Consider the following 21,763-nt stretch of genomic DNA (forward strand, 5'->3'; position numbering starts at 1 on the left):
TCCTTTCCCCGTTCCGCCTGTCAGCAAGGGCGCATGAAACCCTCCTCCCCCCTGCTGCGTGCCGCCCCTGTCCTGTTCCTGACCCTGTGGTCTTTGGGCTTTCCGGTGGCCAAGATGGCGCTGCACCATGCGCCGCCCATCACGCTGCTGGCCTTGCGCTATGTGCTGGTTCTGGCGTTGCTGGTGCCGGTTGCGCTGGTACTGCGCCCGCCCTTTCCGCGCGGCTGGCGGGCGGTTGGCCATGTGGCACTGGTGGGCTTTCTGATTCAGGTGGTCTACTTTGGCTTGTGCTATTTCGCCTTTCGCGTTGGCGTTTCTGCTGGAGGGGTGGCGATCATCGTTTGCCTGCAACCCGTGCTGGTCGCCCTTGCCGCCCCGCGCTTCGTGGGCGAAGCGGTGGGCCCACGGGTGTGGCTGGGGCTGTCGCTTGGCCTGTTGGGCGCGGCGCTGGTCATCTTTGGCCGCTCGGCCATTGCAGCCGAAAATGCCACGGGCATCGCGCTGGCCTTTCTTGCCCTGCTGGGCATGACCGGCGGCACCCTCTGGGAAAAGCGGTTCGGCGTCAGCCACCATCCGGTTGCGGCGAACCTGATCCAATACGCCGTGGGCGCAGCCTGCACGCTGCCGCTGGCACTGCTGACCGAAGATATGACGTCGATAAGCTGGACGGGCGAGTTTGGGGTGACGCTGGCCTATCTGGTCCTTGGCAACTCGATCCTTGCCATGTCGCTGTTGCTGGCGATGATCCGGGCAGGAGAGGTGGCGCGGGTTTCGGCCCTGTTCTACCTTGTGCCCGCGCTGTCGGCGCTGTGCGCCTGGCCCCTGCTGGGCGAGGCGATGCCACCCCTGGCTTGGGCCGGCATGGCGGTGGCGGGCCTTGGCGTTGCCATGGCCAGCAAACGCTAAAGCGCAGGAACCGCCAGACCCAGCTTGGCCGCCAGCGCGGCCATCGGCCCCGCCGCCGCGACCCAATCCGCACCACGCGACGCGTAAAGCGTGGCCTGACTTTGGTGGATCGGCCCGTCCGCCAGCACCTTCAGGTGGTTCGCGCGCAGCGTCTCACCCGTGCTGGTGATGTCGGCAATCGCCTCGGCGGTCAGGTTTTTCACCGTGCCTTCGGTCGCGCCCTGACTGTCCACAAGCTGATAGTCGGCCACGCCCTGTTCGGTCAGGTACTCGCGCACAAGCCGATGATATTTCGTGGCAATCCGCAGGCGGAACCCGTGGGCCGCGCGAAAGGCCGCCGCCGCCGCATCCAGATCGTCGATCGAATCCACGTCGATCCAGCAGGCCGGAACCGCGATGATCAGGTCGGCATGGCCAAAGCCAAGGGGGGCCAGTTCGGCCACCTGCCCTTCCCAGTCGGCCAGCTTGTCGCGCACAAGGTCGCTGCCGGTCACACCCAGATGAATGCGCCCCGCTGCCAGCTCTCGCGGGATCTCCCCCGCCGACAGCAGCACCAGTTCGACGCCCGAAACCCCCTGAACCTCGCCGGAATATTCCCGCTCGTTCCCGGTCTTGCGCATGGTCACGCCGCGCGCCTCGAACCAGTCAAAGGTTTTTTCCATCAGCCGGCCTTTGGACGGCACACCGATTTTCAGCATGGCGTGGCCCCCCGCAAATCGGCAACCATATGGGGCCGGATGATCCCGCCCACCGCCGGAATGGACCGCCCCGCGCCCAGCCGCGCCGTTAGCGCGTCATAGCGCCCGCCGCTGGCGACCGAGGGCTGGCCCTGCGGGCCAAGGAAAACGAAGGTGAAGCCGTCATAATATTCCATGCTGGTGCGGCCAAGACTGGCCTCGAACGGCAGGGTTTCCACGGCAATGCCGCGCGCGGCCAGCGCCTCCAGCCGCGCCGCGAACCGGTCCACCGCAGGCGCAATGGCGGGCAGCAAGGGGGTGATGCCGCGCAGGTGGTCAAGTGCCGCCTTGGCGGGCGCTTGCAGGCCCAAGAGGTCATACAGCAGCGCCGCCTCGGGCGCGGCGATGGGCTTGACCGCCGCGTCTTCCAGCAGGGCCGCGGCACGGGCTGCAATGTCGTCCTCGCTGCGCAGGCCGATCACCGGACCCGCCTGCGCAATCAGCGCATCGGGCGCGCCCTGCGCCAGTTTCTCCAACAGTTGCGCCCGCGCCACAGGAACCGGCGCACGCCCTGCATAACGGTCCAACAGTGCACGGAACCGCTTGGGCCGCCAGATGTGGCGCAAGAGCGCGGCCTTGCGGCGGTCGGTCGTGTCCAGCCCCCGGACAGCCGCCATCAGGATGCCGATGTCGCCTGTCACAGGGCGCAAAGGCAGACCCGCCAACAGGCCGGAAAACAGCGCGAACACCTCGGCATCGGCCTGCGCGGGATTCGAGCCGTCGAAGATTTCGAAGCCGACCTGCAGGTATTCCCGTGCCCGCGCGCCCAAGTGATCCTGCTTGCGGAACACCTCGCCCATATAGGAATAGCGTGCCGGTTCCTCGGCCTTCGACGCCATATGCGCCTGCACCACCGGAACGGTAAAGTCGGGGCGCATCATCATCTCGCCATCCAGCGGATCGGCGGTCACATAGGCGCGGGCGCGGATATCTTCGCCGTAAAGATCCAGCAGAGTGCCCGCCGGTTGCAGAATATCCGTCTCGACCGGCTGCGCACCGGCGGCGGCAAAGGCGGCGAACAGCCGTTCGGCCTCGGCGCGGATGGCGGGGCTGGTCATTGGGCCAGCATCTTGCGGACAGCGGCCACCAAATCGGCGCGCGGCACTTCGACCTGGGCGGGGCGGTCTTTCCACTCTTCCAGCGTCGCGTCTTTGGCGATCTGGGCGCCAAGGATCAGATCTTTCAAGATGACCGTGCCCTTTTCCGCCTCGTTCCCGCCTTGGATGACGGCGACAGGAGATTGGCGTTTATCGGCATATTTCAATTGGTTGCCAAAGTTCTTGGGGTTACCCAGATAAACCTCGGCGCGAATGCCCGCGTTCCGCAGGTCTGCAACCATGGACATGTAATCGGCCATCCGGTCACGGTCCATCACCGTCACCACCACCGGGCCAGCGGTATCGCCCGTGCTGCGCCCCTTGGCACGGAGCGCGGCCAGCAGGCGGTCCACCCCGATAGAGACGCCCGTTGCAGGCACATCCTGCCCGGTGAAGCGCTTGACCAAACCGTCATAGCGCCCGCCGCCCGCGACCGAACCGAACGACCGCTTGCGCCCCTTTTCGTCGAGGATTTCAAAGGTCAGTTCGGCCTCGAAGACAGGGCCAGTGTAGTAGCCGAGGCCACGGACTACGGAGGGATCGATCCTGATCTGATCAGGACCATAACCGCCCGCGCCAAGCAAGTCCGCTATTTCTTTCAGTTCCTCAACACCTTGAATGCCGATTTTAGATGTTCCGACAATGTCAGATAGATAATTTAGCGTCCTGGTATTCAAAAGCCGAACTGAGCCCAATGTATGCTTTTCGCCGTCGGCCCTTCCTGCACCTCGCTCGATAAGTAGCAGCCTCTTGGCGTCCTCGTAATACTGCCTATTTTGTTCAGCCTCATCTGCATCTTCCAAATAGGTCTGTGTACGATCAAGAATCCGATCGATCGCCATCGCAAACCCCATCACGACATCGGCCTGCGCCTCACTCAGCCCAGCACCCTTGGTGAAATCGCCGCTCTCGTCCTTCCGCCCCTCACCCAGCAGCGCGCGCACCCCGTCCTCGCCCAGCCGATCAATCTTGTCGATGGCGCGCAGGACGATGCCGCGCTCGGCGTCCTTGTCGTCACCGGCAAGGCCCGCGACCTCCATCACCCCGTTCAGAACCTTGCGGTTGTTGACCTTGACCACATAGTCGCCACGGGGAATGCCGACAGTCTCCAACGCATCGGCCAGCATCGCGCAAATCTCGGCATCGGCGGCAACGCTGCCCGACCCCACCGTATCCGCATCGCATTGATAAAACTGACGGAACCGCCCCGGACCGGGCTTTTCATTGCGCCAGACCGGGCCCATCGCATAGCGGCGGTAGGGCGATGGCAGGTCATTGCGATACTGCGCCGCCACGCGCGCCAGTGGGGCAGTCAGGTCATAGCGCAGGGCCAGCCAGTCCTTGTCCTCATCCTGCCAGGCAAAGACACCTTCGTTCGGGCGGTCTACATCGGGCAGGAACTTGCCCAGCGCCTCTACCGTCTCAACCGCGCTGGTTTCCAGCGGGTCAAAGCCATAGCGGTGGTAAACCTCGGCGATCTTGTCCAGCATCGCCTTGCGCGTCGTCACTTCCGCGCCAAAATAGTCGCGGAAGCCTTTCGGCGTTTCGGCTTTCGGGCGGCGGATTTTCGCGTCGGACATGGGAAGGCCCCCTTGTATCGGTCGGGAAACCCCTTATCGGATGGGGCTTGGGGCGGCAAGGGCGGCACGGGCATGGACAGGCAAGAAGCACTGGAAGAACGCATAGCGCATCTGATCCGCGCGGTGGATGACCTGTCGGATGTCGTGGCCCGCCAAGCGACCGAGATCGACCGCCTGACCCGCCGCGTTCAGATGCTGATGGAGCGCGAGGCAGACCGAGAGGCGCAAGGCATGGGAAGTGCGGAGGCCAATGTGCCCCCCCCTCATTGGTAGTTTTTGCCACGCAACCGGCCCTGACGCCAAACTCGGCAGGCTGCGTTCAGCCCTTGCCCCGCCACGGCACCAGCGCGCGTTCGGCAAGGCGCATCAGAATGTCGATGCCATAGCCGATCACGCCGATCAGGATGATTCCCATCACCACGATGTCGGTCAGTTGGAATTTTGACGCGACAAGGATCATCATCCCCGCCCCTTTTTCCGCCGCGACCAGTTCGGCCGCCACCACCGTGCCCCAGCAGACGCCCAAGGCCACGCGCAGGCCGGTGAAAATGTCGGGCAGTGAATTGGGGATGATCACATGCCATAAAACCTGCGCCTTTGACGCGCCAAGGCTGTAGGCGGCATGGATTTTCGACAGTTTCACCCCCGTCACCCCGGTGCGCGCGGCGATGACCATGATCCACAGGGCGGCCAGAAACAGCAGGATGATCTTGCCCGCCTCCCAGATGCCGAACCAGATGATGATCAGCGGGATCAGGGCCAAGGGCGGCACCGGGCGCATGAATTCGACGATCGGGTCAAACCAGCCCCGGAACCAGCTTGAAAGCCCCATGGCATAGCCCAGCGGAATGCCGACCACCGCACCCAGCACAAGGCCCCCCAGCACCCGCCACAGCGAAAAGCCCAGGTGTTCCCACAGCGAATGGTTCTGATAGCCGCTCTGCGCAATTTCAACCAGCCGGGCGGCTACGGCTTCGGGCGCGGGCAGCCAGATCGGCTCCATCTGCCAACCGGCATCGGGGGTGAAAGACAGCGATCCCTTGGGCGTCAGCAGCACCTCGCCATCGGCGACGCGAACCGGCACGCCGGGGGCAATCGGCTGGCCGTTGATGGCGATGACCTTTGCCCCCTGCCCGTCATTTTCGGCAGGTTTCACCAAGGCGCTGCGCCAGGCAACCGAAGTGGCCGCGTCATCGCGCACAATACCGCTGCCGCCCGTGGCCACAGGCAGGTCGGCCTTGGCGCCGGGGCGGGTCACGCGGATGGTCACCGTCCCCTCGCCCGTGGCACCCGCTTCGTTCTGGGCGGTATAGGTGAACCGGGCATCCCCGGTGAACGGCCCCGGCACATGCAGCGGCACCAGGTTAGAGCCGGTAAAGGCACCCCAGATCAGGAAAATCGCCACAACCGACAGGGCAGAGGCAAGGCGGTTGGGCCGCACCGTCGCTGTATCGCCAAAGGTCGCCGGGGCGGCGTTGCGGTTGAAAAACCGCCCCATGGCCCAAGCAGCCACAAACAGCGCGATATAGGCGGACAGAACGATCATGCCGCCACCTCGGACCGGCCCATGATTTCCTCTTCCATACCCCAGATCAGCGACAGGATTTCTTCGCGGGTGGCGGCGAAATCGGGGCGCTTTTTCACCTCTCGCAGGTCGGCATTCACGCCGGCTGCGGCAAAGGGCAGCCGGTATTCGCGGAAAATCCGCCCCGGTCGCGGGGCCATCACGATCAGCCGTTCGCCCAAAAGCAGCGCCTCTTCCACGGAGTGGGTGATCAGGATCACGGTCTTGCCGGTCTCCTTCCACAGCTTCAGCACCAGACCTTGCATCTTTTCCCGCGTCAGCGCGTCCAGCGCGCCAAGGGGTTCATCCATCAGGATCAGGTCGGGGTCATTGGCAAGGCACCGCGCCAGCGCAACGCGCTGCTGCATCCCGCCCGACAGTTCGTAAACCGGCTTTTCGGCGAAATCCGCCAGCCCGGTCAGAGCCAGCAGCCGCGCGGTGATGCGATCACGCTCGGCCTGCGCGACGCCCTTCATGCGCGGCCCGAAATCGACATTCCTGCGCACGCTCATCCATTCAAACAGCGCGCCTTGCTGAAACACCATGCCCCGGTCCGGCCCCGGCCCGCGCACCTGCCGCCCCTCCAGCGTCACGGTGCCTGCGGTCGGGTGCAGGAAGCCCGCCAGAATGTTCAAAAGCGTGGTCTTGCCGCAGCCCGAGGGGCCAAGGATCGACACCAGCTCTCCCTTGGCAATCGACAGCGAGACATCCTGCAACGCCTGCGTTGGCGTGCCGCCGGGCGGGGTGAATTTCATCGAGAGATGCTCGATCTCTAGGCCGCTCATCTTTGGTCCTTTCAACATCAAGGCGGCGCGAGGGGCACCCCGCGCCGCCACATCGGGTATCTGCCCGCGGTCAGAGCTTGGAGGCCGCTTCCAGATAGGACGCGTCCACCGCACCGTCATAGCTGTCGAGCGCCGAGGGAATGTTGCCGGTGCTTACAAAGAAATCGGCGACACTTTTCAGGAAGGCTTGCAGCCCGCCAGCCAGCCATTTGTCAGACAGCTTTTCTTCGATGGTGGGGAACTGAAAACCGTCAAGCTGCGCCTTGGTGCCCGCCTCGTCCAGACCGGAATCCTTGGCCAGAACCGGAACAAAGCTGGCCGGGTCGGCGGCGTAGGCCACGTTCTCGTCGTTCAGCACTTTCAGGAACTTGGTCACGAGGTCCGGGTTTTCGGCGGCAAAGGCGCCGGGGGTGGAAATCACGTCGAACACGCGAATACCCGCCGCCTCCTTCTCAGGGCCGGTCAGAAGCACATTGCCGTATTCCTTGGCGCGGGCCAGCGATCCGCCCCAGCCGCAGAACACGTCGATGTTGCCTTGGGCAATCGCGGCGGCGGCATCGGGCGGCGTCAGGTCAACCACCTGCAACTGCGCGGCGGTCAGGCCAAAATGCTCAAGCTGCTTCAGGAAGCCGTAATGCGCGGCGGTGCCCAGCGGCACGCCCACCTTTTTGCCCACCAGTTCCGTGGCGGCATTGTCCTTGGTGATCTCCAGATCCTTGCGGACGACGCAATTGTCATTCTCGGAATAGTTGACCGAGATGTCGATGGCCTTCAAATCCTGCCCCGCCGAGGTGGCGGTGACAAAGGGCGGCACCCCCTGGCTGATCAGGAACTGCACATCACCCGAGGCGGCGGCGGCCGACATGGCAACGCCGGTATCAAAGCTGCGCCAGTTGACCTTGACGCCCAGCGCCTTGTCAAACGTACCTTCCACCTTGGCGCGTTCAATCGGCAGCGGCCATTCAAGGAAATAGGCGACGGTGATTTCCTTCACCTCGGCCTGTGCGAAGGTGGTGGCGGCAAACAGCGCGGATGCGGCAAGGCCAGCAAGGCGTTTCATGTTATTCCTCATGATGTTGCGGAGGTCATCCGATTTACACGACTCATTTAGTCGTTGATCGGCAATCTGGCCTAACCACGCGGCAGAGACCATTCCAAAGCCGGGCACGGGCGCAGAAGCCGCCATTGGGCTCTGGCAGGAAAAGAGAAGAATATTCTCCGGCAGTTCTTAAACCGGGCGCACGCTGGCGACAGACTGATCGGGCGTGGCTTGGGTCACCACGCTTTCAGGCGGCAGGCTGCGGGTCAGCCAGACGCCGCCGCCGATGACCGATCCGCGCCCGATGGTGATACGGCCCAGAATGGTTGCCCCCGCATAGATGACCACGTCATCCTCGATCTGCGGATGACGGGGCAGGCCCTTGACCAGATTGCCCTCGCCGTCATCTTCAAACCGTTTCGCGCCAAGGGTGACGTGCTGATAAAGCCGCACATTGCGCCCGATCACTGCCGTCTCGCCAATCACCACGCCGGTGCCGTGATCGACAAAGAAGGCCGGGCCGATGCGGGCACCGGGGTTGATGTCAATCCCGGTCAGAGAATGCGAATATTCCGCCATGATCCGGGCAATCATCGTGGCACCCAGCCGATAAAGCTCATGCGCAAGGCGGTGGCGCAGGATGGCTGCGGTGCCGGGAAAGCAGAACACCACCTCATCCAGACTTTTGGCCGAAGGGTCACCCGCGTAGGCCGCCGCAATATCGGTGTCATGCAGGTCACGTACCCGGATCAGCCGCGACAGAAATTGCCCGGCGGCATCCTCGGCATAAAGGTGGCAGGCGGCGGTATCGGCGTCATCTGCCAGCAACAGCTCCAGCTCGATCTGATGGGTCAGCCGCAGCCGGGCCGAGGCAAGCGTGCGTTCCACATGGCCATCGGTCTGATCCGCCGTCAGGCCAACGGGGCCGAAATGGCGGGGGTAAAGCGCGCCGATCAGGTCGTTCAACACCTCGATGATCACGGCTTTTGACGGCAGATGCGGCGTAGGCCGCCCATGATAGCGGCGCTGCTGCGACACCGTGCGGATCAGGCGCAGGCGTTCGGTTATTGCGCCGATATCAAGGGAAACGCGGGCCTCAATCGCCCCGCTATCCTGCGTTCCATCCATGCCAAGCATGTCCTTGCCGGGGTTCACCTGTTGACGAGACGGCTAGCGGAAAGCATCCCGCCTGCCAATGGATGGAACTTTCGTTCTTGACCCGCCGGAGAGAAGTTTGTTTTCCGCCCCCACCGAAACAAAGGCACGGTCCCACAGGTCCGACAGGTTCTGGCTTGCCAGCGCGGGGCCGCTGACTGTCAGGCGGGCGACAAGACGGGCAGCGGCGGCCTCATCCAGAACCGCCGCAATGGTGGGATGTGCCAACAGCACCTCTGCCTGCGCGCGCAGGCGCGGCAGACCGGCCCCAAGCTTGGCCTGAAAATGCTGGTCGATCACCCGCAGCCGCCACAAAAGCGGGGCCAGCGCAATGGACAGGTTGCTTAGGGCTCCTTGCGGCCTGTCTTGACGGGGCAGCTCCAGCACCTCGTCAATCGGGCGCAAAAGGCCGCGCAAACGGTAGACCGCCAGATCAAGGTCACGCGGGTCCTGCGCCGACGTCACCGCCGCAAGGCTTTGATGTGCGGCCATAATTCTGCCGATCAGATCACGGTGATGGGCACGCAGCGCGGGGTCGGCGGGGTGCAAGGGATGATCGGGGAACAGATCCTCGACCAGTTCCAGCATGGCGACACTGTCATGCAGGACCAGACTGCCCTTTGCAAAGGCCTGTGCGGGTGCGCGATAGGTCAGGCGGCCCTGCCCTGCCACGCCGTTGTGGGGGCGCAAGGTTGTCATCTCCAGCGTCACGCCGCGCAGCGACAGCGCCAGTTCGATGCGCTGCGCCACGGCACAATCGGGCGGCGCTGCGATGTGAAAGACGGGATGGCGGGGGGGCATGGCGGATCCTGTGCTTTGTGGTCGGGGACGGGCTGCGGCTGGCCTGTTCAGGCGGCGGGAACGGGCCGCACCGTCAGCCCGCCTGCCCCGGTCAGCGCGCCAAAGCCGCCCTCAACATCGGCCACATCGGCCTGCCCCGCGGCCACCAGCGCCTCGACCAGCGGCCCCGACCCCGCGACCGAGCCGCAGAACAGGATCACCGGCTTGCCCGAGGTGCCCGCGCGCAGCCGCCGTGTGACGAAATCGACCACATCCGATTTGGCAACGATCACCGCGCCCTGCACCTCGCCATTTTTCTGGCGGCCCTGTTCGGACCGCACATCGATCAGGATCGCGCCTGTTTCCCAAGCGCGCAGGGCGGCGGGGCCATCAAGGCGGGTTGAATGCAATTGGGTCATCTTGGTCTCTCCGATGGGGGGATCACGAGCCGGTTTGTCGCAGGGGGGCGGCGCGCAGCCGGGGAAGGATGCGGGCGAAATCGCGGACGATCTGGGCATAGTCGTCGTGCGGAAACTCATACGGCAGCTCCAGCCGGAATTCGGACACCCGCTGCGCGATGGGGTCGTGCGACAGGTGGTCCAGAATTTCGTCCAGCGTGCCGATGATGTCGGGGGCGAAAAGGGTGCGCTTTGGCCCCTGCGGGCCAAGCGTGCGGGCATGACGGCTGGCCACATAATCGCGGTAGCGTCGGCGTTGCGCCGGGCTGGCACCGTCAAGCGGCAGGATCACCCGGCCAAGGGCAATGCGGGGGCCGACCGCACCTTGCCAACTGGCAAGAAAGCGGTCGATCAGCCCGCCCTGCGCGGCCCGAAAATCATCGGTCGCCTCGCCGGTCACGATGTTGCCGGTCAGCATGTGCCAGCCATTGCGACCCGCCCATTCCGCCGATTTCAGCGACCCGCCACCATACCACAGCCGGTTGGTCAGCCCCTTGGCGACGGGTTGCAGGCGCGGCACCTGCGCCCCCGCCGCATTGCCCGCCACCGCCTGATCGGACATGGGTTCCGACCGCAACGCCCGCGCCAAACGCTCGGCCCGGCCATGGCCAAAGTCGATCAGCGAGGGGTGGCCATCATAAAGCAGGTCGCCCAGCAGATCGCCGAATTGCGGCGGGTTGGCCGACACGCCGACATTCAGCCGCCCCTTTGACAGCACATCCACCGTCGCCAGATCTTCGGCCAGCCGGAACGGGTTTTCATAGCCCAGAGGAATGACAGCCGTGCCAAGCCCGATGGTCTTTGTGCGCTGTGTCGCCGCCGCCAGAAAGGTCGCGGCCGAGGAAATCCCGCGTTCCAGATGTCGCTGGCGCACCCAGGCGCTGTCATAGCCCAGCACCTCGCCCTCGGCGATCAGGTCCAGCGTCTGTTCCAGGCCGGTCAAGGGATCTTCCTCGGCGAAATTGCCGGGGATCAGAAAGCCGATATGGGAAAAATGTGTCATGTCACTGGTCCCGAATGAGAAACCCGGCGGCGCCAAGGGGATGCCGCCGCCGGGACCGTCGGGCTTACGATTTGGGCAGGCCCGGCGGGTTGGTTTTCGCCTGCGCCACGGCTTCGGATTCAATGCCCCAGCGGGCCAGAACCTTGCCATAGGTGCCCGATTTGATCTGGGCGTTCAGCGCGGCGGTGATGGCGGCATCAAGGCCCGACCCCTTTTTGGTGGTCACGGCAATCTCGGCGGTCAGCGGGTAGCCACCCGAGAACTGGCCCAGCAATTTGCGGTCGCCCTTCAGCGAGTTCTTGTAGGCCTCGGCGGCGTTGGGGCCGAAATAGGCATCGGCGCGGCCCGAGAACAGCGCGAGGTCGCGCGCCGCCTCATCATCGAAATAGACCAGTTCGGTCGGGGCAAGGCCGGCCGTCTTGTTCTCTTCAATCCAGTTCAGCAGGATCTGTTCCTGATTGGTGCCCGACCCGACGATGACCTTCAGGCCAGCGATATCCTTGGCCGCCTCAATCTTTTCCAGCTTGCTGTCCTTGGGGGCGTAAAAGCCCAGAAGGTCTTGGCGATAGGTGGAAAAGTCGAATTTCTCTTTCCGTTCCTCGGTCACGGTCACATTGGAAATCACGGCATCGTATTTGCCCGAAGAGACACCCAGCGGCCAGTCGGCCCAGGCGACGGGCACCAGTTCCAGTTCCAGCCCAAGGCTGTCGGCGACCAGTTGGGCCACATCGGGTTCGGCGCCCACAGCGGTGGCATTGTCGGTGGCATAGACGCCGAACGGCAATTGCCAGGGGCTGGTCGCCACGGTCAGCTTGGCCGCCGTGACAAAGGGAAAGTCCTTCGGCAGCAGGTCGATAGCCTCTTGCACCTTTTCGGCGCGGATGCGGCCGGGTTGTTCGGGCGACAGGTCAGGTTCCAGCGCCAGCGCAGGCAGGGCGACAAGGCCGGCCGCAAGGCCAAGGATAAGGGATCGCAGCGGTTTGGTCATGGCATTTCCTTTGGGGTTTTCAGGGGTGCCGCCCCCGGTCCGGTCGCGCGGGAGCGGCGCGCCGGTGGCTTTGGGGCGGTTTTCGTAGGGAACGTCGGGGTTACAGCACCTTGGCCAGAAACTCCGCCGTTCGGGGGTGGTCCGGGCGGTTGAACACCTTTTCGGGGGTGCCAACCTCCAGAATGCGGCCCTGTTCCATGAAGACGATGGTATCGGCAACTTCACGGGCAAAGCCGATTTCGTGGGTGACGATGATCAGGGTGGTGCCCGACCGGGCCAGTTCCTTGATCACGTCCAGAACCTCGTTCACCAGTTCGGGGTCCAAGGCCGAAGTGGGTTCATCGAACAAAAGCACCTTGGGTTTCAGCGCCAGCGTGCGGGCAATCGCCACGCGCTGTTGCTGGCCACCCGAAAGCTGGCGGGGATAAGCGTCGGCCTTGTCGGCCAGACCCACGCGGGCCAAAAGGCCGCGCGCCAGCTCTTCTGCCTCGGCCCGGTTCAGGCCGCGCGCGGCGCGAGGGGCCTCGATCAGGTTTTCCAGAACCGTCAGGTGAGGGAACAGGTTGAAGTTCTGGAACACCATGCCAACTTCGGTGCGGCGGCGGCGGATGTCGGCCTCTTTCAACTCATAGAGCGTCTGGCCGTGCTGGCGGTATCCGACCAGTTCGCCGTCGATGGCGATGAAGCCTTCGTCCACGCGCTCCAGATGGTTGACGGTGCGCAGCAGGGTGGATTTGCCCGACCCCGACTGGCCAAGGATCGCCGTCACGCTGCCCGACGGCAGGGTCAGCGACACATTGTCCAGCACCCGCAGCGGGCCGAAGCTCTTGGTGACATTCTGAATCAGAACCTCACCCCCACGCGGCAGGCTTTCGGCCCAACTGCCCGAAGGCACCACCGTATCGCGGCGGGTCTGGGCCACCTGTGCGGCGGGGCGCACAAGCCCAAGCCGGGTGGCGGCAACGCGGAACAGATCGGGTGGCGGGTTGCGCAGGGCGCCACGGGCATAGTGCCGCTCGATGTAATACTGGATCACCGAAAGGACGGACAGGATGACCACATACCAGACGGTGGCCACCATCAGCAGGGGAATAACCTCTAGGTTCCGGCGATAGATGATCTGGATGGTGTAGAACAATTCGGGCAGCGCCAGGATGTAAACCATCGAGGTGCCCTTGGCCAAACCGATGATTTCATTGAACGCCGTGGGCAGGATCGCCCGCATCGCCTGTGGCAGAACGATGCGCCGCGCCTGCCGCCCCTTGGGCAGGCCAAGGGCCGCCGCCGCCTCGTGCTGGCCCTGATCGACCGACAGGATGCCACCACGGATCATCTCGGCCGAAAAGGCCCCCATGTTCAGCGTCAGGCCAAGGACAGCAGCAAGGAAAGGCGTGATCGACTGGGTGGTCGGCAGCGACAGAAAGGTGATCTCGGTGAACGGCACGCCGATGACGATATGTTCGTAAAGATAGCCCAGGTTGTTGATCAGCAGCAGCAGCACGACCAGCGGGATCGAGCGGAACAGCCAGATGAACCCCCAGCTGAGCGCCACCAGCAAGGGCGAGGTGGACACCCGCGCCAAGGCCAGCACCGTGCCCAGCGCAAAGCCGAACACCGCGCCAAGGGCGGTCAGCAGCAAGGTCTGGCCAAGGCCGGTCAGAACGGCAGGGTCAAAGAACCAGCGGGCAAATACATCCCAGCCCCAGCGCGGGTTGGTGAAAACCGAATGCAGCAGCGCGGCCAGAACCACCACCGCAACCACCGTTCCGACCGTGCGGCCATGGTGGCGCGCGGGCACGATGCGGTGGCGGCTGTAATCTTGCGTGCCGGCCTGCGGCGGGGCGGCAAGACCGGGGTTGATATCGGCGGTCAAGCTCATGACAGGGCACCGCCGTATTGCACCTGGCTTAGCCCTTCGATGCGTTTCGGCGCGGCATGGGCCAGCTCGGGCGGATAGTCGCCCGGCACCTTCAGGGGGCTGGTGCCGGGCTTTCCCGCCTCGGCCCCGATGTGTTTTTCAAACGGCAGGGTCAGATACAGCTCGGGGTCAAGACGGGGGTCGAACAGGGGGCGATAACCAAGGCCCAGATACAGGCCCACCGCCTCTGGCTGGCGAAAGCCGGTGGTCAGGTAAACGCGGGTATAGCCCTGATCGGCGGCCTTTTCTTCCAGCGCCAGCACGACCTTGCGGGCAAGGCCCTGACGGCGCAGGGCGGTATGGGTCCAGATGCGTTTGAACTCGGCAGTCTTGTCGTCCAGCCGCATGAACGCCCCGCCGCCGATGGTTTCGCCATTGCGCTGCAACAGGATAAAATTGCCATCGGGGGCTGCAAAGGTTTCGGGCGGATAGCGAAACACCTCGGCCCGCGCGCCTTCGGCGTTGAAACGGGTGCCATAGCGGCTGTCGTATTCGCGGATCAGATCCTCGACCAGGGGCTGCGCCTCTGGGGCAAGGGGGTGGCTTTCGACAATCTGGTCGGTCATTGCGCGTCTCCGGTCAGAAAATCCTGCACAAGCTGCACCCAAAGGGCGGCGGCAGGGGCAAGGATGGCATCGTTGAACTGATAGCGGGGGCTGTGCAGGGGGGCGCCGTCGCCCGCACCAAGGATCAGGAAGGCACCGGGCCGTTCGTGCAGGAAAAAGGCGAAATCCTCGCTGGCGGTGCGGGGGCGGAAAGTGTCGATCAGGGCGGCGGGTCCGAACAGCGCTTCGACCGCGCGGCGCGCAATGGCGGCTTCGGGCGCATGGTTGGTGACCGGCGGGAAGCCGCGCGCATAGGTCAGGTCGGCCGTGGCCCCGAACGCCTCGATCACCCCGCGCAGGATCGCGGGCACCCGCACGGCCAGAATATCCTGCGTCGCGGGGGTAAAATAGCGCAGGGTCAGCTTGGCCTCGACCGTATCGGGAATGACGTTCGACGCCTCGCCCCCATGAATCGACCCCACCGTGACCACGGCGGCATCCTGCGGGTCGATGTTGCGTGACACGACCGATTGCAGCGCGGCAATGGCATGGGCGGCGGTGACCACCGGGTCCACCGTTTCCTGCGGGGCAGCGCCATGGCCGCCCCGGCCCTGCACGGTCAGAAACACCTGATCAATCCCCGCCATCACCGGGCCGGGCAGGATGCCCCATTGCCCGGCGGGCAGGCCCGGCCAGTTGTGAAGGCCAAAGACGGCATCCACCGGAAAGCGGGTGAACAGGCCATCGGCAATCATCGCCCGCGCCCCGGCCCCGATTTCCTCGGCAGGCTGAAAGATCAGCGTCACGCGGCCATCAAAGGCGCGCGTTTCGGCCAGATGCTTGGCGGCAGCCAGCAAAATGGCGGTGTGCCCGTCATGGCCGCAAGCGTGCATCACCCCCTTCGCCACCGAGGAAAACGGCAGCCCCGTCGCCTCGAAAATCGGCAGCGCATCCATATCGGCGCGCAGGCCGATTGACCGGGTGCCGCTGCCCGCCTGCAAGGTGGCCACGACGCCGGTGCCGCCCACCCCTGCCGTCACCTCATACCCCCAGCCGCCCAGCAGACCGGCGATGATGCCCGCCGTGCGGTGTTCTTCACGTGACAGTTCGGGGTGGCGATGCAGATCGTGGCGCAGGGCGATGAATTCGCCAATCCCGGCGGCAATCGTAGCCAAGGTATCGGGGCGCAAGGGTAGGCTGTGCAGGGTCATGGCTTATTCCGCCGCCGTCTCGTGCCGCTGCGCGGCAAGGTGGCGGCTGGCCTTGAACGGCAGGCCAAGGTGATCGCGCAAGGTAGCCCCTCGCAGAACGCGGCTATACCGCCCCCGCGCCTCCAGTTGCGGAATGACCTGCGTGACGAAATCCTCCAGCCCTTCGGCCTGCACCGAAAAGCCAAGGATGAAGCCATCGGCGGCCCCCGCATCGATCCAGCGGATCAGCTTGTCAGCCACCTCTGCCCCGGTGCCCAGAAAGGTCGGGCGCGGGGTTGCCACCTCCAGCGCCACCTGCCGCAGCGTCTTGCCGTTTTTCGCGGCATCGGCCTTGATGCGGTCGGTGGTGGATTGAAAGCTGTTCTTGCCCACATCGCCCACACCGGGAAACGGCGCATCCAGATCATATTGGCCAAAGTCGTGGTGGTCGAAGAACCGGCCCAGATAGGCCAGCGCCTCATCAATCGTCAGCAGATTGCGGATGGCGTCATACTTCGCCTCGGCCTCGGCGCGGGTGGTGCCGACGATGGGGGCAATGCCGGGGAAAACCTTGACATCATCGCGCGCCCGGCCATGGGCCTGTGCAGCGTCCTTGACCTTGCGCGTGAACTCGGCGGTGCCTTCCAGCGTGTCCACGTTGGTAAAGACCGCATCGGCGTATTTGCCCGCCAGCGCGATGCCCGGCCCTGAAGACCCGGCCTGAAAGATTACCGGCTGGCCCTGCGGGCTGCGCCCGATGTTCAGCGGGCCTTCCACTTGAAAGAACCGCCCCTTGTGGTGCAGCACATGCAGGCCCGCAGGGTCAAAAAACTGACCCGTCTCGCGGTTGCGCAGAACCGCGCCCTCATCCCAGCTATCCCACAGCCCTTGGGTCACCGCCAGATATTCGTCGGCAATCTCATAGCGCAGCGCATGATCGGGATGGGCGCGGCTATAGTTCCGACCACTGCCCTCCAACGGCGTGGTCACCACATTCCACCCGGCCCGGCCGCCGGAAATCAGGTCCAGAGAGGCGAACTGCCGCGCCACGGTGAACGGGTCGGAGTAGCTGGTCGAAACCGTGCCCGCCAACCCGATCTTTTTCGTCGCCATGGCCAGCGCCGACAGGATCGTCAGCGGCTCGAACCGGTTCAGGAAATGCGGGATCGACTTTTCATTGATGTAAAGTCCGTCTGCGACGAAGGCAAATGCGATGCCCGCCGCCTCGGCCTTTTGCGCAACATCGATCAGGAACGGCAGATTGACCGAGGCATCGGCCGGGCCAGAGGGGTGCTTCCACGAATTCATATGGCCACCTGCGCCGTGTAGCATGATGCCAAAGGGGATGTTTCTGGTCATGGGGCGGTCCTTTCAGGCGGCGCGGCGCAGACCGGCCTCGGCCAAAAGCTCGATGGCTTGCAGGCGGGCGGTGCGGTCGGCGGTGGGAAGATCAAGGATGAATTCGGTCACGCCAAAGCGGTGGTGCAGGGCGTCCAGCTCGGCCCGCACCTCGGCCCCAGTGCCGATCAGAACCGAGGGGCGGCGCTCTTCCAGCGCATAGGGCTGGCCGCCCGCCTGCCGGGCATATTCGGCGGCGGCCTCGGGGGTGGGCAGGTTGACGGAATGGCCATCGGCCAGCGTCACCTTGTAGATACGGTGTTCCGCCCCCTGCGCCTCGGCCTCGGCCCGCGTCGGTGCGATGATGGCTGCCAGCGCCAGGGATGCCTTGCGGTCGGCTGCGCCTTCATAGGCGGCAAGGGCACGGGCGACGGCCTCGGGGTTGCCATCGTGATGCCCGGCATAGGTGAAATCCCACCCCAGACGGGCGGCAAGGGCGGCGCTGTCGGGCGAGGCGCCCAGCAGGAACTTTTGCGGCTGAAGCGGCGGGCGCGGCAGGGCCACGGCGCCATGCAGCGCGTGGGTTTCGGGCAAGCTGTCGGTCAGGAACTGCTCCAGCTCCTCCAGTTTCGCCTCGAAACTGCGGCGGGGTTGCCCATGCTCCGATTGCAGCGCGCGGGTGCCGAACGGCAAGCCGCCCGGTGCCTTGCCGATGCCAAGGTCAACCCGCCCCGGCGCAAGGGCCGACAGCACGCCAAACACCTCTGCCACCTTGAAGGGGCTATAGTGCTGCAACAACACCCCACCCGTGCCGATACGGATACGCCGGGTAGCAGCCAGCAGATGGGCCACCACGATCTCGGGCGCGGAACTGGCCAGTTGCGGCGTGCCATGATGTTCAGCGACCCACAATCGGTGATAGCCCAGCCGCTCTGCCGTCTGGGCAAAGGCGACCGAGGTCTGCAACGCCTCGACCACCGTGCTGCCGGGGGCGATGGGGCTTTTGTCCAGAAGGCTGATCCGATAGGGCATTTCGTGGCGTCCGTTTGCAACCGCTTTAATCACGACAATTTCAGTAGATAAAACACCCACAGGCAAGACATGGGGCGTTCTTTTGTTCTGCCGGAAAAGGGCTGCGATCTGCCGCGCAACTGCGCATCGGCGAAAGAATGTTCCCCCGGCCAGCCTGCCGGAGAGGATGGTGCCAAGGGCAAAACCCGCCTCGACAACAGGCAGCATTTCCAAAGACACCCCGGCAGAGAACAGACGCCCTGCCACCGCCTGTGATCAGAGAAAACCGGGCCTGTATCGCGGGTAATGCGCGTCCGGCATGCCGTGAAACCGACTCGGCCCGCCGCAACTGCGGACCTGAACGGCTTCTGACCAAGGCCTGCTGCGCCGTGTTATGCTCATGCGCCCAAGGCGGAACGCAGCATCGCTTCATGGGGGCAACGCGGCAGGCAAGCAATTGTAATGGAACGGAATAGCAAGGAGCTTACGGTGCTTCTTCCCAAAGGGCAGACCACCAAAGAAGCCTGCCGTCCCCTTTTTCACCCCCTATCCAGAACGAAACCATCGTTTCCTCTGCAACTTTTGGAATGGCTGGCCCCGCTCGACCACGTTAAAAATCTACAAAAGAAATCGTTATTAATTGGAGCCTCCCATGCCCCTCCGCATCATCGGTTTTGCCGGCAGCCAAAGCAGCCCCTCAAAGACCCGCAGCCTTGTTGATATTGCCGCCACCCGCACCGCTGCCCGCTTCGGCGGCACCACCGAAACCTATGACCTGACCGACCTGCAACCCGCGCTTGGGGCTGCCGGATCACTCTCCGACATTCACGGCAAACCGCGCGCCATCATTGATGCGATCCTGTCTGCCGACGCGCTGATCGTTGGCAGCCCGGTTTACAAGGGCAGTTATACCGGGCTTTTCAAACATCTGTTTGACCTGATCGATCCTACAGAGCTGGCGGGCAAGCCGGTCTTGCTGACGGCAACCGGCGGCGGCGACAAACATGCGCTGGTCATCGAACATCAGTTGCGCCCGCTGTTCGCGTTCTTTGAGGCGGCGGTCCTGCCGACCGGCGTCTATGCCTCGGCGTCAGATTTCGCAGCCGGCAGTCTGGCATCCGATGCCCTGTTGCAACGACTGGACCGCGCCATCGGCCAGTTTGCGCCCTGGGTATCATCCTCGGTGGCAGAGCGAGCGGCCTGACCGGCGCGGGACTGCCCTCTACTATGGGCAGTCCTTGGGCCTGGGGGCGACGGAGTGGCCCTTGCTTTCCCGAAGAACTTGCGATCCTTCGCCGACTGGCACGCACAGACTACCCGGCAAAGCAAAAGGCCCGCCAGTGTTGCACTGGCGGGCCTTTTCATCTGTGGCGTGCCTAGCCCAGAATCTCGACAGTCAGATCGGCATGATGGGCCGCCGCAACATCGGGATGCGACCGCAGGCGGCTTTTCAGATGGTTGATGCCGACGTTGCGGAACAGCGGGTTCAACGGATCGACCGTCAGCCCGCGTTCAAGCTGTTGCAGATCATCCGGCAAGGGCAGCACGGGAATATCGGCATCATAGCGCGCGCCAAGGAAGAAGGCGAAAGAGAACCTCTCAATCCCCGGTGGCGGGGCCACGACGTCATGCACATCGGCGCGGACAAAGCCGTTGGTCGCCAGTTCCAGCAACTCGCCCGTGTTGATGACAAAGGTGCCCGGCACCGGCGGCGCCTCCAGCCACTCGCCTTCCAGCGTCTGCACCCTCAGGCCCGGCACCACGTCTTGCAAAAGAATGGTGATCAGCCCGCCATCCTTGTGCGCGCCAACCCCCTGATCGGTTTCGGCCACATCGCGGCCCGGATAGCGGATCAGCTTCAATAGCTGGGTCGGCTGGGGGTCATAAACGGCGGCAAAGGCATCCTCGGGCTGACCAAGTGCAAGCGCGATGGCTTTCAGCAGATCAATGCCCAACGCCGTCACCCGCGCCTGATAGTCCAGCACAATCTCTTTCAGCTCTGGCACCGCCTCTGGCCATTGGTTCGGGCCGTGAAGCCGCGCCCAGCCGGGACTGTCCGGCCCGATAGGCCGGGCCGCCCCTTCGGTGTTGAAGTCGATCTGTTCGCGCCAGTCCTGCTTGCCCCGCGTATGTTCCAGCCCCGCGCGGTTATAGCCGCGGAAATGGGGCGAGCGGACCATCTCGATCTTCAACTTTTCCTCGGGCGGCAGGGCGAAGAATTTCTTCGAAGCCGCCACCAGCCGGTCGATCAGCGCCTGCGGCACGCCGTGCCCCGTCAGATAGAAAAAGCCGTGATCATGCAGGATGCCGCGCAGATCGGCGACAAAGGCCGCCCGCTCGGTCGGGCTGCCGTGAAAACGCGAGGCATCAAGAACCGGCAGGTTCGCGGTTGCACTCATGGGGATACTCCTTCTGCGGCCAGATCAACGGGCCGGTCTTGGGTTCGGGTTCGCGCATCGGGCCCGTTTGCCTTGCGCCAGTCCGACAGGCGGCGCGCGGCCTCCAGCAACACAGGCTCGGGTTTGGCAAAGCAGAAACGGATATGGGTTTTCACATCGCGGTTGCCGTAAAAGCCCGAGACGGGAATGGCGGCCACCCCGGCCTCGCGCACCAGCCGTTCGGCAAAGGCCAGATCGTCGGGTGCGCCGCCGGTTTCAGGCAGGCGCAGCGTGGCGAAATAGGTGGCGGGCACCGGGTCGGGCTGAAACCCCGCCGTGCGCAGGGCGTTCAGGAACAGGTCGCGCCGCACCTGCAACCGCGCCTTCAGCCCGGCGAAATAGGAATTCGGCAGGTTCAGCCCCGCTGCCACCGCCGTTTGCAGGGCGGGCGAGGTGGTAAAGGTCACATATTGATGCGCCCGCTGAATCGCCGACAACAAGGGTGGTGCTGCACTGACATAGCCCACCTTCCAGCCCGTCACGGAAAAGCTTTTCCCCGCCGACCCGATCCGCACCGCCCGGTCGCGCAAACTCGGATGGCCCAGAACCGAACGGAAGGGCCGCCCGTCAAAGACGATATGCTCATACACCTCATCCGACACCACGGTCAGGCCAAATTCGCCCGCCAGTCGCGCCAGCAGGTCGATCTCGGCCAGCGAGAACAGCTTGCCAATCGGGTTCATCGGCGTGTTGACCACAATCAGCCGGGTGCGCGGCGTGATCGCGGCGCGCAAGGCCTCCTCGTCCAGCGCCCAATCGGGCGGGGTCAGCCGCACCGGCACCACCACCGCCCCGGCCCGCGCCAGCACCGGGCGATAGCTGTCATAGGCCGGTTCCAGAATGATCGCCTCATCCCCCGGATTGATCAGCGCCAGAAAGGTCGAAAGCAGCGCTTCGGTCGCACCCGATGTCACCAAAACCTCGCGGTCGGGGTCCAGCGTCAGGCCGGCAAAGCGCAGGGCATTGTCGGCCACCGCCTGCCGCAGCACCGGCAACCCCTGCGACGGCGGATATTGGTGCGACCCGCTGCGCAACGCCTGGGCGGCGACCTCGATCAGTTCGGGCGGCTCGAACCCTTCGGGAAAGCCCTGCCCCAGATTGATCGCCCCCAGTTGCCAAGCAAGGCGCGACATGGATTCGAAAACTGACGTTCCGAGACCGGCGAAGACGGAGTTTGTGGTCAGGTTCTGCATCCTTGTTCTTGGCCCGGCGGGGAGGAGGTGCCCGCCGG

At 64.5% G+C, this 21,763-nt stretch carries 21 protein-coding genes; 3 read left to right on the forward strand and 18 right to left on the reverse strand.

What is annotated here, in order from left to right:
* Positions 1-33 precede the first annotated feature (33 nt).
* Positions 34-906, forward strand: a complete 873-nt coding sequence (locus JI744_RS00805; RefSeq protein WP_202657369.1) for a DMT family transporter — start codon at positions 34-36, stop codon at positions 904-906.
* Here JI744_RS00805 and hisG read toward each other — a convergent pair.
* From hisG to hisS, 3 genes are read right to left on the reverse strand one after another with little or no spacing between them, the layout of a single operon-like run.
* Entirely contained in the window at positions 903-1,604 is a 702-nt protein-coding gene (hisG, locus tag JI744_RS00810) for an ATP phosphoribosyltransferase (RefSeq protein WP_202657370.1), read from the reverse strand. The two genes, JI744_RS00805 and hisG, sit on opposite strands and share 4 nt — an antisense overlap.
* Positions 1,598-2,701: an ATP phosphoribosyltransferase regulatory subunit gene (locus JI744_RS00815; RefSeq protein ID WP_202657371.1), complete on the reverse strand. Its 1,104-nt coding sequence runs from the start codon at positions 2,699-2,701 to the stop codon at positions 1,598-1,600. The genes hisG and JI744_RS00815 overlap by 7 nt, the downstream gene beginning before the upstream one ends.
* Complete coding sequence (gene hisS, locus JI744_RS00820) at positions 2,698-4,320, reverse strand: histidine--tRNA ligase (protein ID WP_202657373.1); 1,623 nt, start codon at positions 4,318-4,320, stop codon at positions 2,698-2,700. Before hisS ends, JI744_RS00815 begins: the two co-directional genes overlap by 4 nt.
* A gap of 72 nt (positions 4,321-4,392) precedes the next feature.
* Between hisS and JI744_RS00825 the strand changes: the two genes are divergently transcribed.
* Positions 4,393-4,593 (forward strand): SlyX family protein, encoded by a 201-nt coding sequence (locus JI744_RS00825; RefSeq protein ID WP_202657376.1) that lies wholly within the window; start codon positions 4,393-4,395, stop codon positions 4,591-4,593.
* A 46-nt stretch (positions 4,594-4,639) separates the two neighbouring features.
* Here JI744_RS00825 and JI744_RS00830 read toward each other — a convergent pair whose 3' ends face one another.
* The 13 genes from JI744_RS00830 to JI744_RS00890 all read right to left on the reverse strand — a co-directional run bounded on the left by JI744_RS00830 (position 4,640) and on the right by JI744_RS00890 (position 18,115).
* Positions 4,640-5,866: an ABC transporter permease subunit gene (locus JI744_RS00830; RefSeq protein ID WP_202657378.1), complete on the reverse strand. Its 1,227-nt coding sequence runs from the start codon at positions 5,864-5,866 to the stop codon at positions 4,640-4,642.
* Positions 5,863-6,669 carry a taurine ABC transporter ATP-binding protein gene (locus JI744_RS00835; protein WP_202657380.1) on the reverse strand — a complete coding sequence of 269 codons (807 nt, stop codon included), beginning with the start codon at positions 6,667-6,669 and terminating at the stop codon, positions 5,863-5,865. Before JI744_RS00835 ends, JI744_RS00830 begins: the two co-directional genes overlap by 4 nt.
* Positions 6,670-6,739: 70 nt before the next feature.
* Positions 6,740-7,729: a taurine ABC transporter substrate-binding protein gene (locus JI744_RS00840; protein ID WP_236019188.1), complete on the reverse strand. Its 990-nt coding sequence runs from the start codon at positions 7,727-7,729 to the stop codon at positions 6,740-6,742.
* Positions 7,730-7,897: 168 nt separating this feature from the next.
* The gene (gene epsC / locus JI744_RS00845; RefSeq protein WP_202657384.1) at positions 7,898-8,836 is read right to left on the reverse strand and encodes a serine O-acetyltransferase EpsC; all 939 of its coding nucleotides are present in this window, start codon (positions 8,834-8,836) and stop codon (positions 7,898-7,900) included.
* A 42-nt stretch (positions 8,837-8,878) separates the two neighbouring features.
* Complete coding sequence (locus JI744_RS00850; protein WP_202657386.1) at positions 8,879-9,664, reverse strand: glutathione S-transferase family protein; 786 nt, start codon at positions 9,662-9,664, stop codon at positions 8,879-8,881.
* A 47-nt stretch (positions 9,665-9,711) separates the two neighbouring features.
* Positions 9,712-10,062 carry a rhodanese-like domain-containing protein gene (locus JI744_RS00855; protein WP_202657388.1) on the reverse strand — a complete coding sequence of 117 codons (351 nt, stop codon included), beginning with the start codon at positions 10,060-10,062 and terminating at the stop codon, positions 9,712-9,714.
* A 22-nt stretch (positions 10,063-10,084) separates the two neighbouring features.
* A complete protein-coding gene (locus tag JI744_RS00860; RefSeq protein ID WP_202657390.1) occupies positions 10,085-11,104 on the reverse strand; it encodes an LLM class flavin-dependent oxidoreductase in 1,020 nt (339 codons plus the stop codon).
* A 64-nt stretch (positions 11,105-11,168) separates the two neighbouring features.
* Positions 11,169-12,092, reverse strand: a complete 924-nt coding sequence (locus tag JI744_RS00865; RefSeq protein ID WP_202657392.1) for an ABC transporter substrate-binding protein — start codon at positions 12,090-12,092, stop codon at positions 11,169-11,171.
* Positions 12,093-12,192: 100 nt separating this feature from the next.
* Positions 12,193-13,971, reverse strand: coding sequence for an amino acid ABC transporter permease/ATP-binding protein (locus JI744_RS19415; RefSeq protein WP_202657393.1), 1,779 nt, complete (start codon positions 13,969-13,971; stop codon positions 12,193-12,195).
* Positions 13,968-14,576, reverse strand: a complete 609-nt coding sequence (locus JI744_RS00875; RefSeq protein ID WP_202657394.1) for a GNAT family N-acetyltransferase — start codon at positions 14,574-14,576, stop codon at positions 13,968-13,970. The genes JI744_RS19415 and JI744_RS00875 overlap by 4 nt, the downstream gene beginning before the upstream one ends.
* Positions 14,573-15,766 (reverse strand): M20 aminoacylase family protein, encoded by a 1,194-nt coding sequence (locus JI744_RS00880; RefSeq protein ID WP_202657395.1) that lies wholly within the window; start codon positions 15,764-15,766, stop codon positions 14,573-14,575. The genes JI744_RS00875 and JI744_RS00880 overlap by 4 nt, the downstream gene beginning before the upstream one ends.
* A 3-nt stretch (positions 15,767-15,769) precedes the next feature.
* Positions 15,770-17,104 (reverse strand): LLM class flavin-dependent oxidoreductase, encoded by a 1,335-nt coding sequence (locus tag JI744_RS00885; RefSeq protein ID WP_202657396.1) that lies wholly within the window; start codon positions 17,102-17,104, stop codon positions 15,770-15,772.
* Positions 17,105-17,116: 12 nt separating this feature from the next.
* On the reverse strand, positions 17,117-18,115 hold the full coding sequence (locus tag JI744_RS00890) for an MsnO8 family LLM class oxidoreductase (protein WP_202657402.1): 999 nt from the start codon (positions 18,113-18,115) through the stop codon (positions 17,117-17,119).
* A 631-nt stretch (positions 18,116-18,746) separates the two neighbouring features.
* Between JI744_RS00890 and msuE the strand changes: the two genes are divergently transcribed.
* On the forward strand, positions 18,747-19,298 hold the full coding sequence (gene msuE / locus JI744_RS00895) for an FMN reductase (protein WP_202657403.1): 552 nt from the start codon (positions 18,747-18,749) through the stop codon (positions 19,296-19,298).
* A gap of 172 nt (positions 19,299-19,470) precedes the next feature.
* On the opposite strand, the gene JI744_RS00900 is transcribed toward msuE, so the two are convergent.
* Both JI744_RS00900 and JI744_RS00905 read right to left on the reverse strand, forming a co-directional pair.
* On the reverse strand, positions 19,471-20,493 hold the full coding sequence (locus tag JI744_RS00900; RefSeq protein ID WP_202657404.1) for an isopenicillin N synthase family dioxygenase: 1,023 nt from the start codon (positions 20,491-20,493) through the stop codon (positions 19,471-19,473).
* Positions 20,490-21,725 carry an aminotransferase gene (locus JI744_RS00905; RefSeq protein ID WP_202657405.1) on the reverse strand — a complete coding sequence of 412 codons (1,236 nt, stop codon included), beginning with the start codon at positions 21,723-21,725 and terminating at the stop codon, positions 20,490-20,492. Before JI744_RS00905 ends, JI744_RS00900 begins: the two co-directional genes overlap by 4 nt.
* Between the last annotated feature and the right edge of the window lie 38 nt (positions 21,726-21,763).

The organism is Fuscibacter oryzae (genome assembly GCF_016765795.1).
Classification (GTDB): domain Bacteria; phylum Pseudomonadota; class Alphaproteobacteria; order Rhodobacterales; family Rhodobacteraceae; genus Fuscibacter; species Fuscibacter oryzae.

Coding starts and splice junctions, on each gene's coding strand:
- JI744_RS00805 (WP_202657369.1), top strand. CDS start 34: ATGAAACCCTCCTCCCCCCTGCTGCGTGCCGCCCCTGTCCTGTTCCTG.
- hisG (WP_202657370.1), bottom strand. CDS start 1,604: ATGCTGAAAATCGGTGTGCCGTCCAAAGGCCGGCTGATGGAAAAAACC.
- JI744_RS00815 (WP_202657371.1), bottom strand. CDS start 2,701: ATGACCAGCCCCGCCATCCGCGCCGAGGCCGAACGGCTGTTCGCCGCC.
- hisS (WP_202657373.1), bottom strand. CDS start 4,320: ATGTCCGACGCGAAAATCCGCCGCCCGAAAGCCGAAACGCCGAAAGGC.
- JI744_RS00825 (WP_202657376.1), top strand. CDS start 4,393: ATGGACAGGCAAGAAGCACTGGAAGAACGCATAGCGCATCTGATCCGC.
- JI744_RS00830 (WP_202657378.1), bottom strand. CDS start 5,866: ATGATCGTTCTGTCCGCCTATATCGCGCTGTTTGTGGCTGCTTGGGCC.
- JI744_RS00835 (WP_202657380.1), bottom strand. CDS start 6,669: ATGAGCGGCCTAGAGATCGAGCATCTCTCGATGAAATTCACCCCGCCC.
- JI744_RS00840 (WP_236019188.1), bottom strand. CDS start 7,729: ATGAAACGCCTTGCTGGCCTTGCCGCATCCGCGCTGTTTGCCGCCACC.
- epsC (WP_202657384.1), bottom strand. CDS start 8,836: ATGGATGGAACGCAGGATAGCGGGGCGATTGAGGCCCGCGTTTCCCTT.
- JI744_RS00850 (WP_202657386.1), bottom strand. CDS start 9,664: ATGCCCCCCCGCCATCCCGTCTTTCACATCGCAGCGCCGCCCGATTGT.
- JI744_RS00855 (WP_202657388.1), bottom strand. CDS start 10,062: ATGACCCAATTGCATTCAACCCGCCTTGATGGCCCCGCCGCCCTGCGC.
- JI744_RS00860 (WP_202657390.1), bottom strand. CDS start 11,104: ATGACACATTTTTCCCATATCGGCTTTCTGATCCCCGGCAATTTCGCC.
- JI744_RS00865 (WP_202657392.1), bottom strand. CDS start 12,092: ATGACCAAACCGCTGCGATCCCTTATCCTTGGCCTTGCGGCCGGCCTT.
- JI744_RS19415 (WP_202657393.1), bottom strand. CDS start 13,971: ATGAGCTTGACCGCCGATATCAACCCCGGTCTTGCCGCCCCGCCGCAG.
- JI744_RS00875 (WP_202657394.1), bottom strand. CDS start 14,576: ATGACCGACCAGATTGTCGAAAGCCACCCCCTTGCCCCAGAGGCGCAG.
- JI744_RS00880 (WP_202657395.1), bottom strand. CDS start 15,766: ATGACCCTGCACAGCCTACCCTTGCGCCCCGATACCTTGGCTACGATT.
- JI744_RS00885 (WP_202657396.1), bottom strand. CDS start 17,104: ATGACCAGAAACATCCCCTTTGGCATCATGCTACACGGCGCAGGTGGC.
- JI744_RS00890 (WP_202657402.1), bottom strand. CDS start 18,115: ATGCCCTATCGGATCAGCCTTCTGGACAAAAGCCCCATCGCCCCCGGC.
- msuE (WP_202657403.1), top strand. CDS start 18,747: ATGCCCCTCCGCATCATCGGTTTTGCCGGCAGCCAAAGCAGCCCCTCA.
- JI744_RS00900 (WP_202657404.1), bottom strand. CDS start 20,493: ATGAGTGCAACCGCGAACCTGCCGGTTCTTGATGCCTCGCGTTTTCAC.
- JI744_RS00905 (WP_202657405.1), bottom strand. CDS start 21,725: ATGCAGAACCTGACCACAAACTCCGTCTTCGCCGGTCTCGGAACGTCA.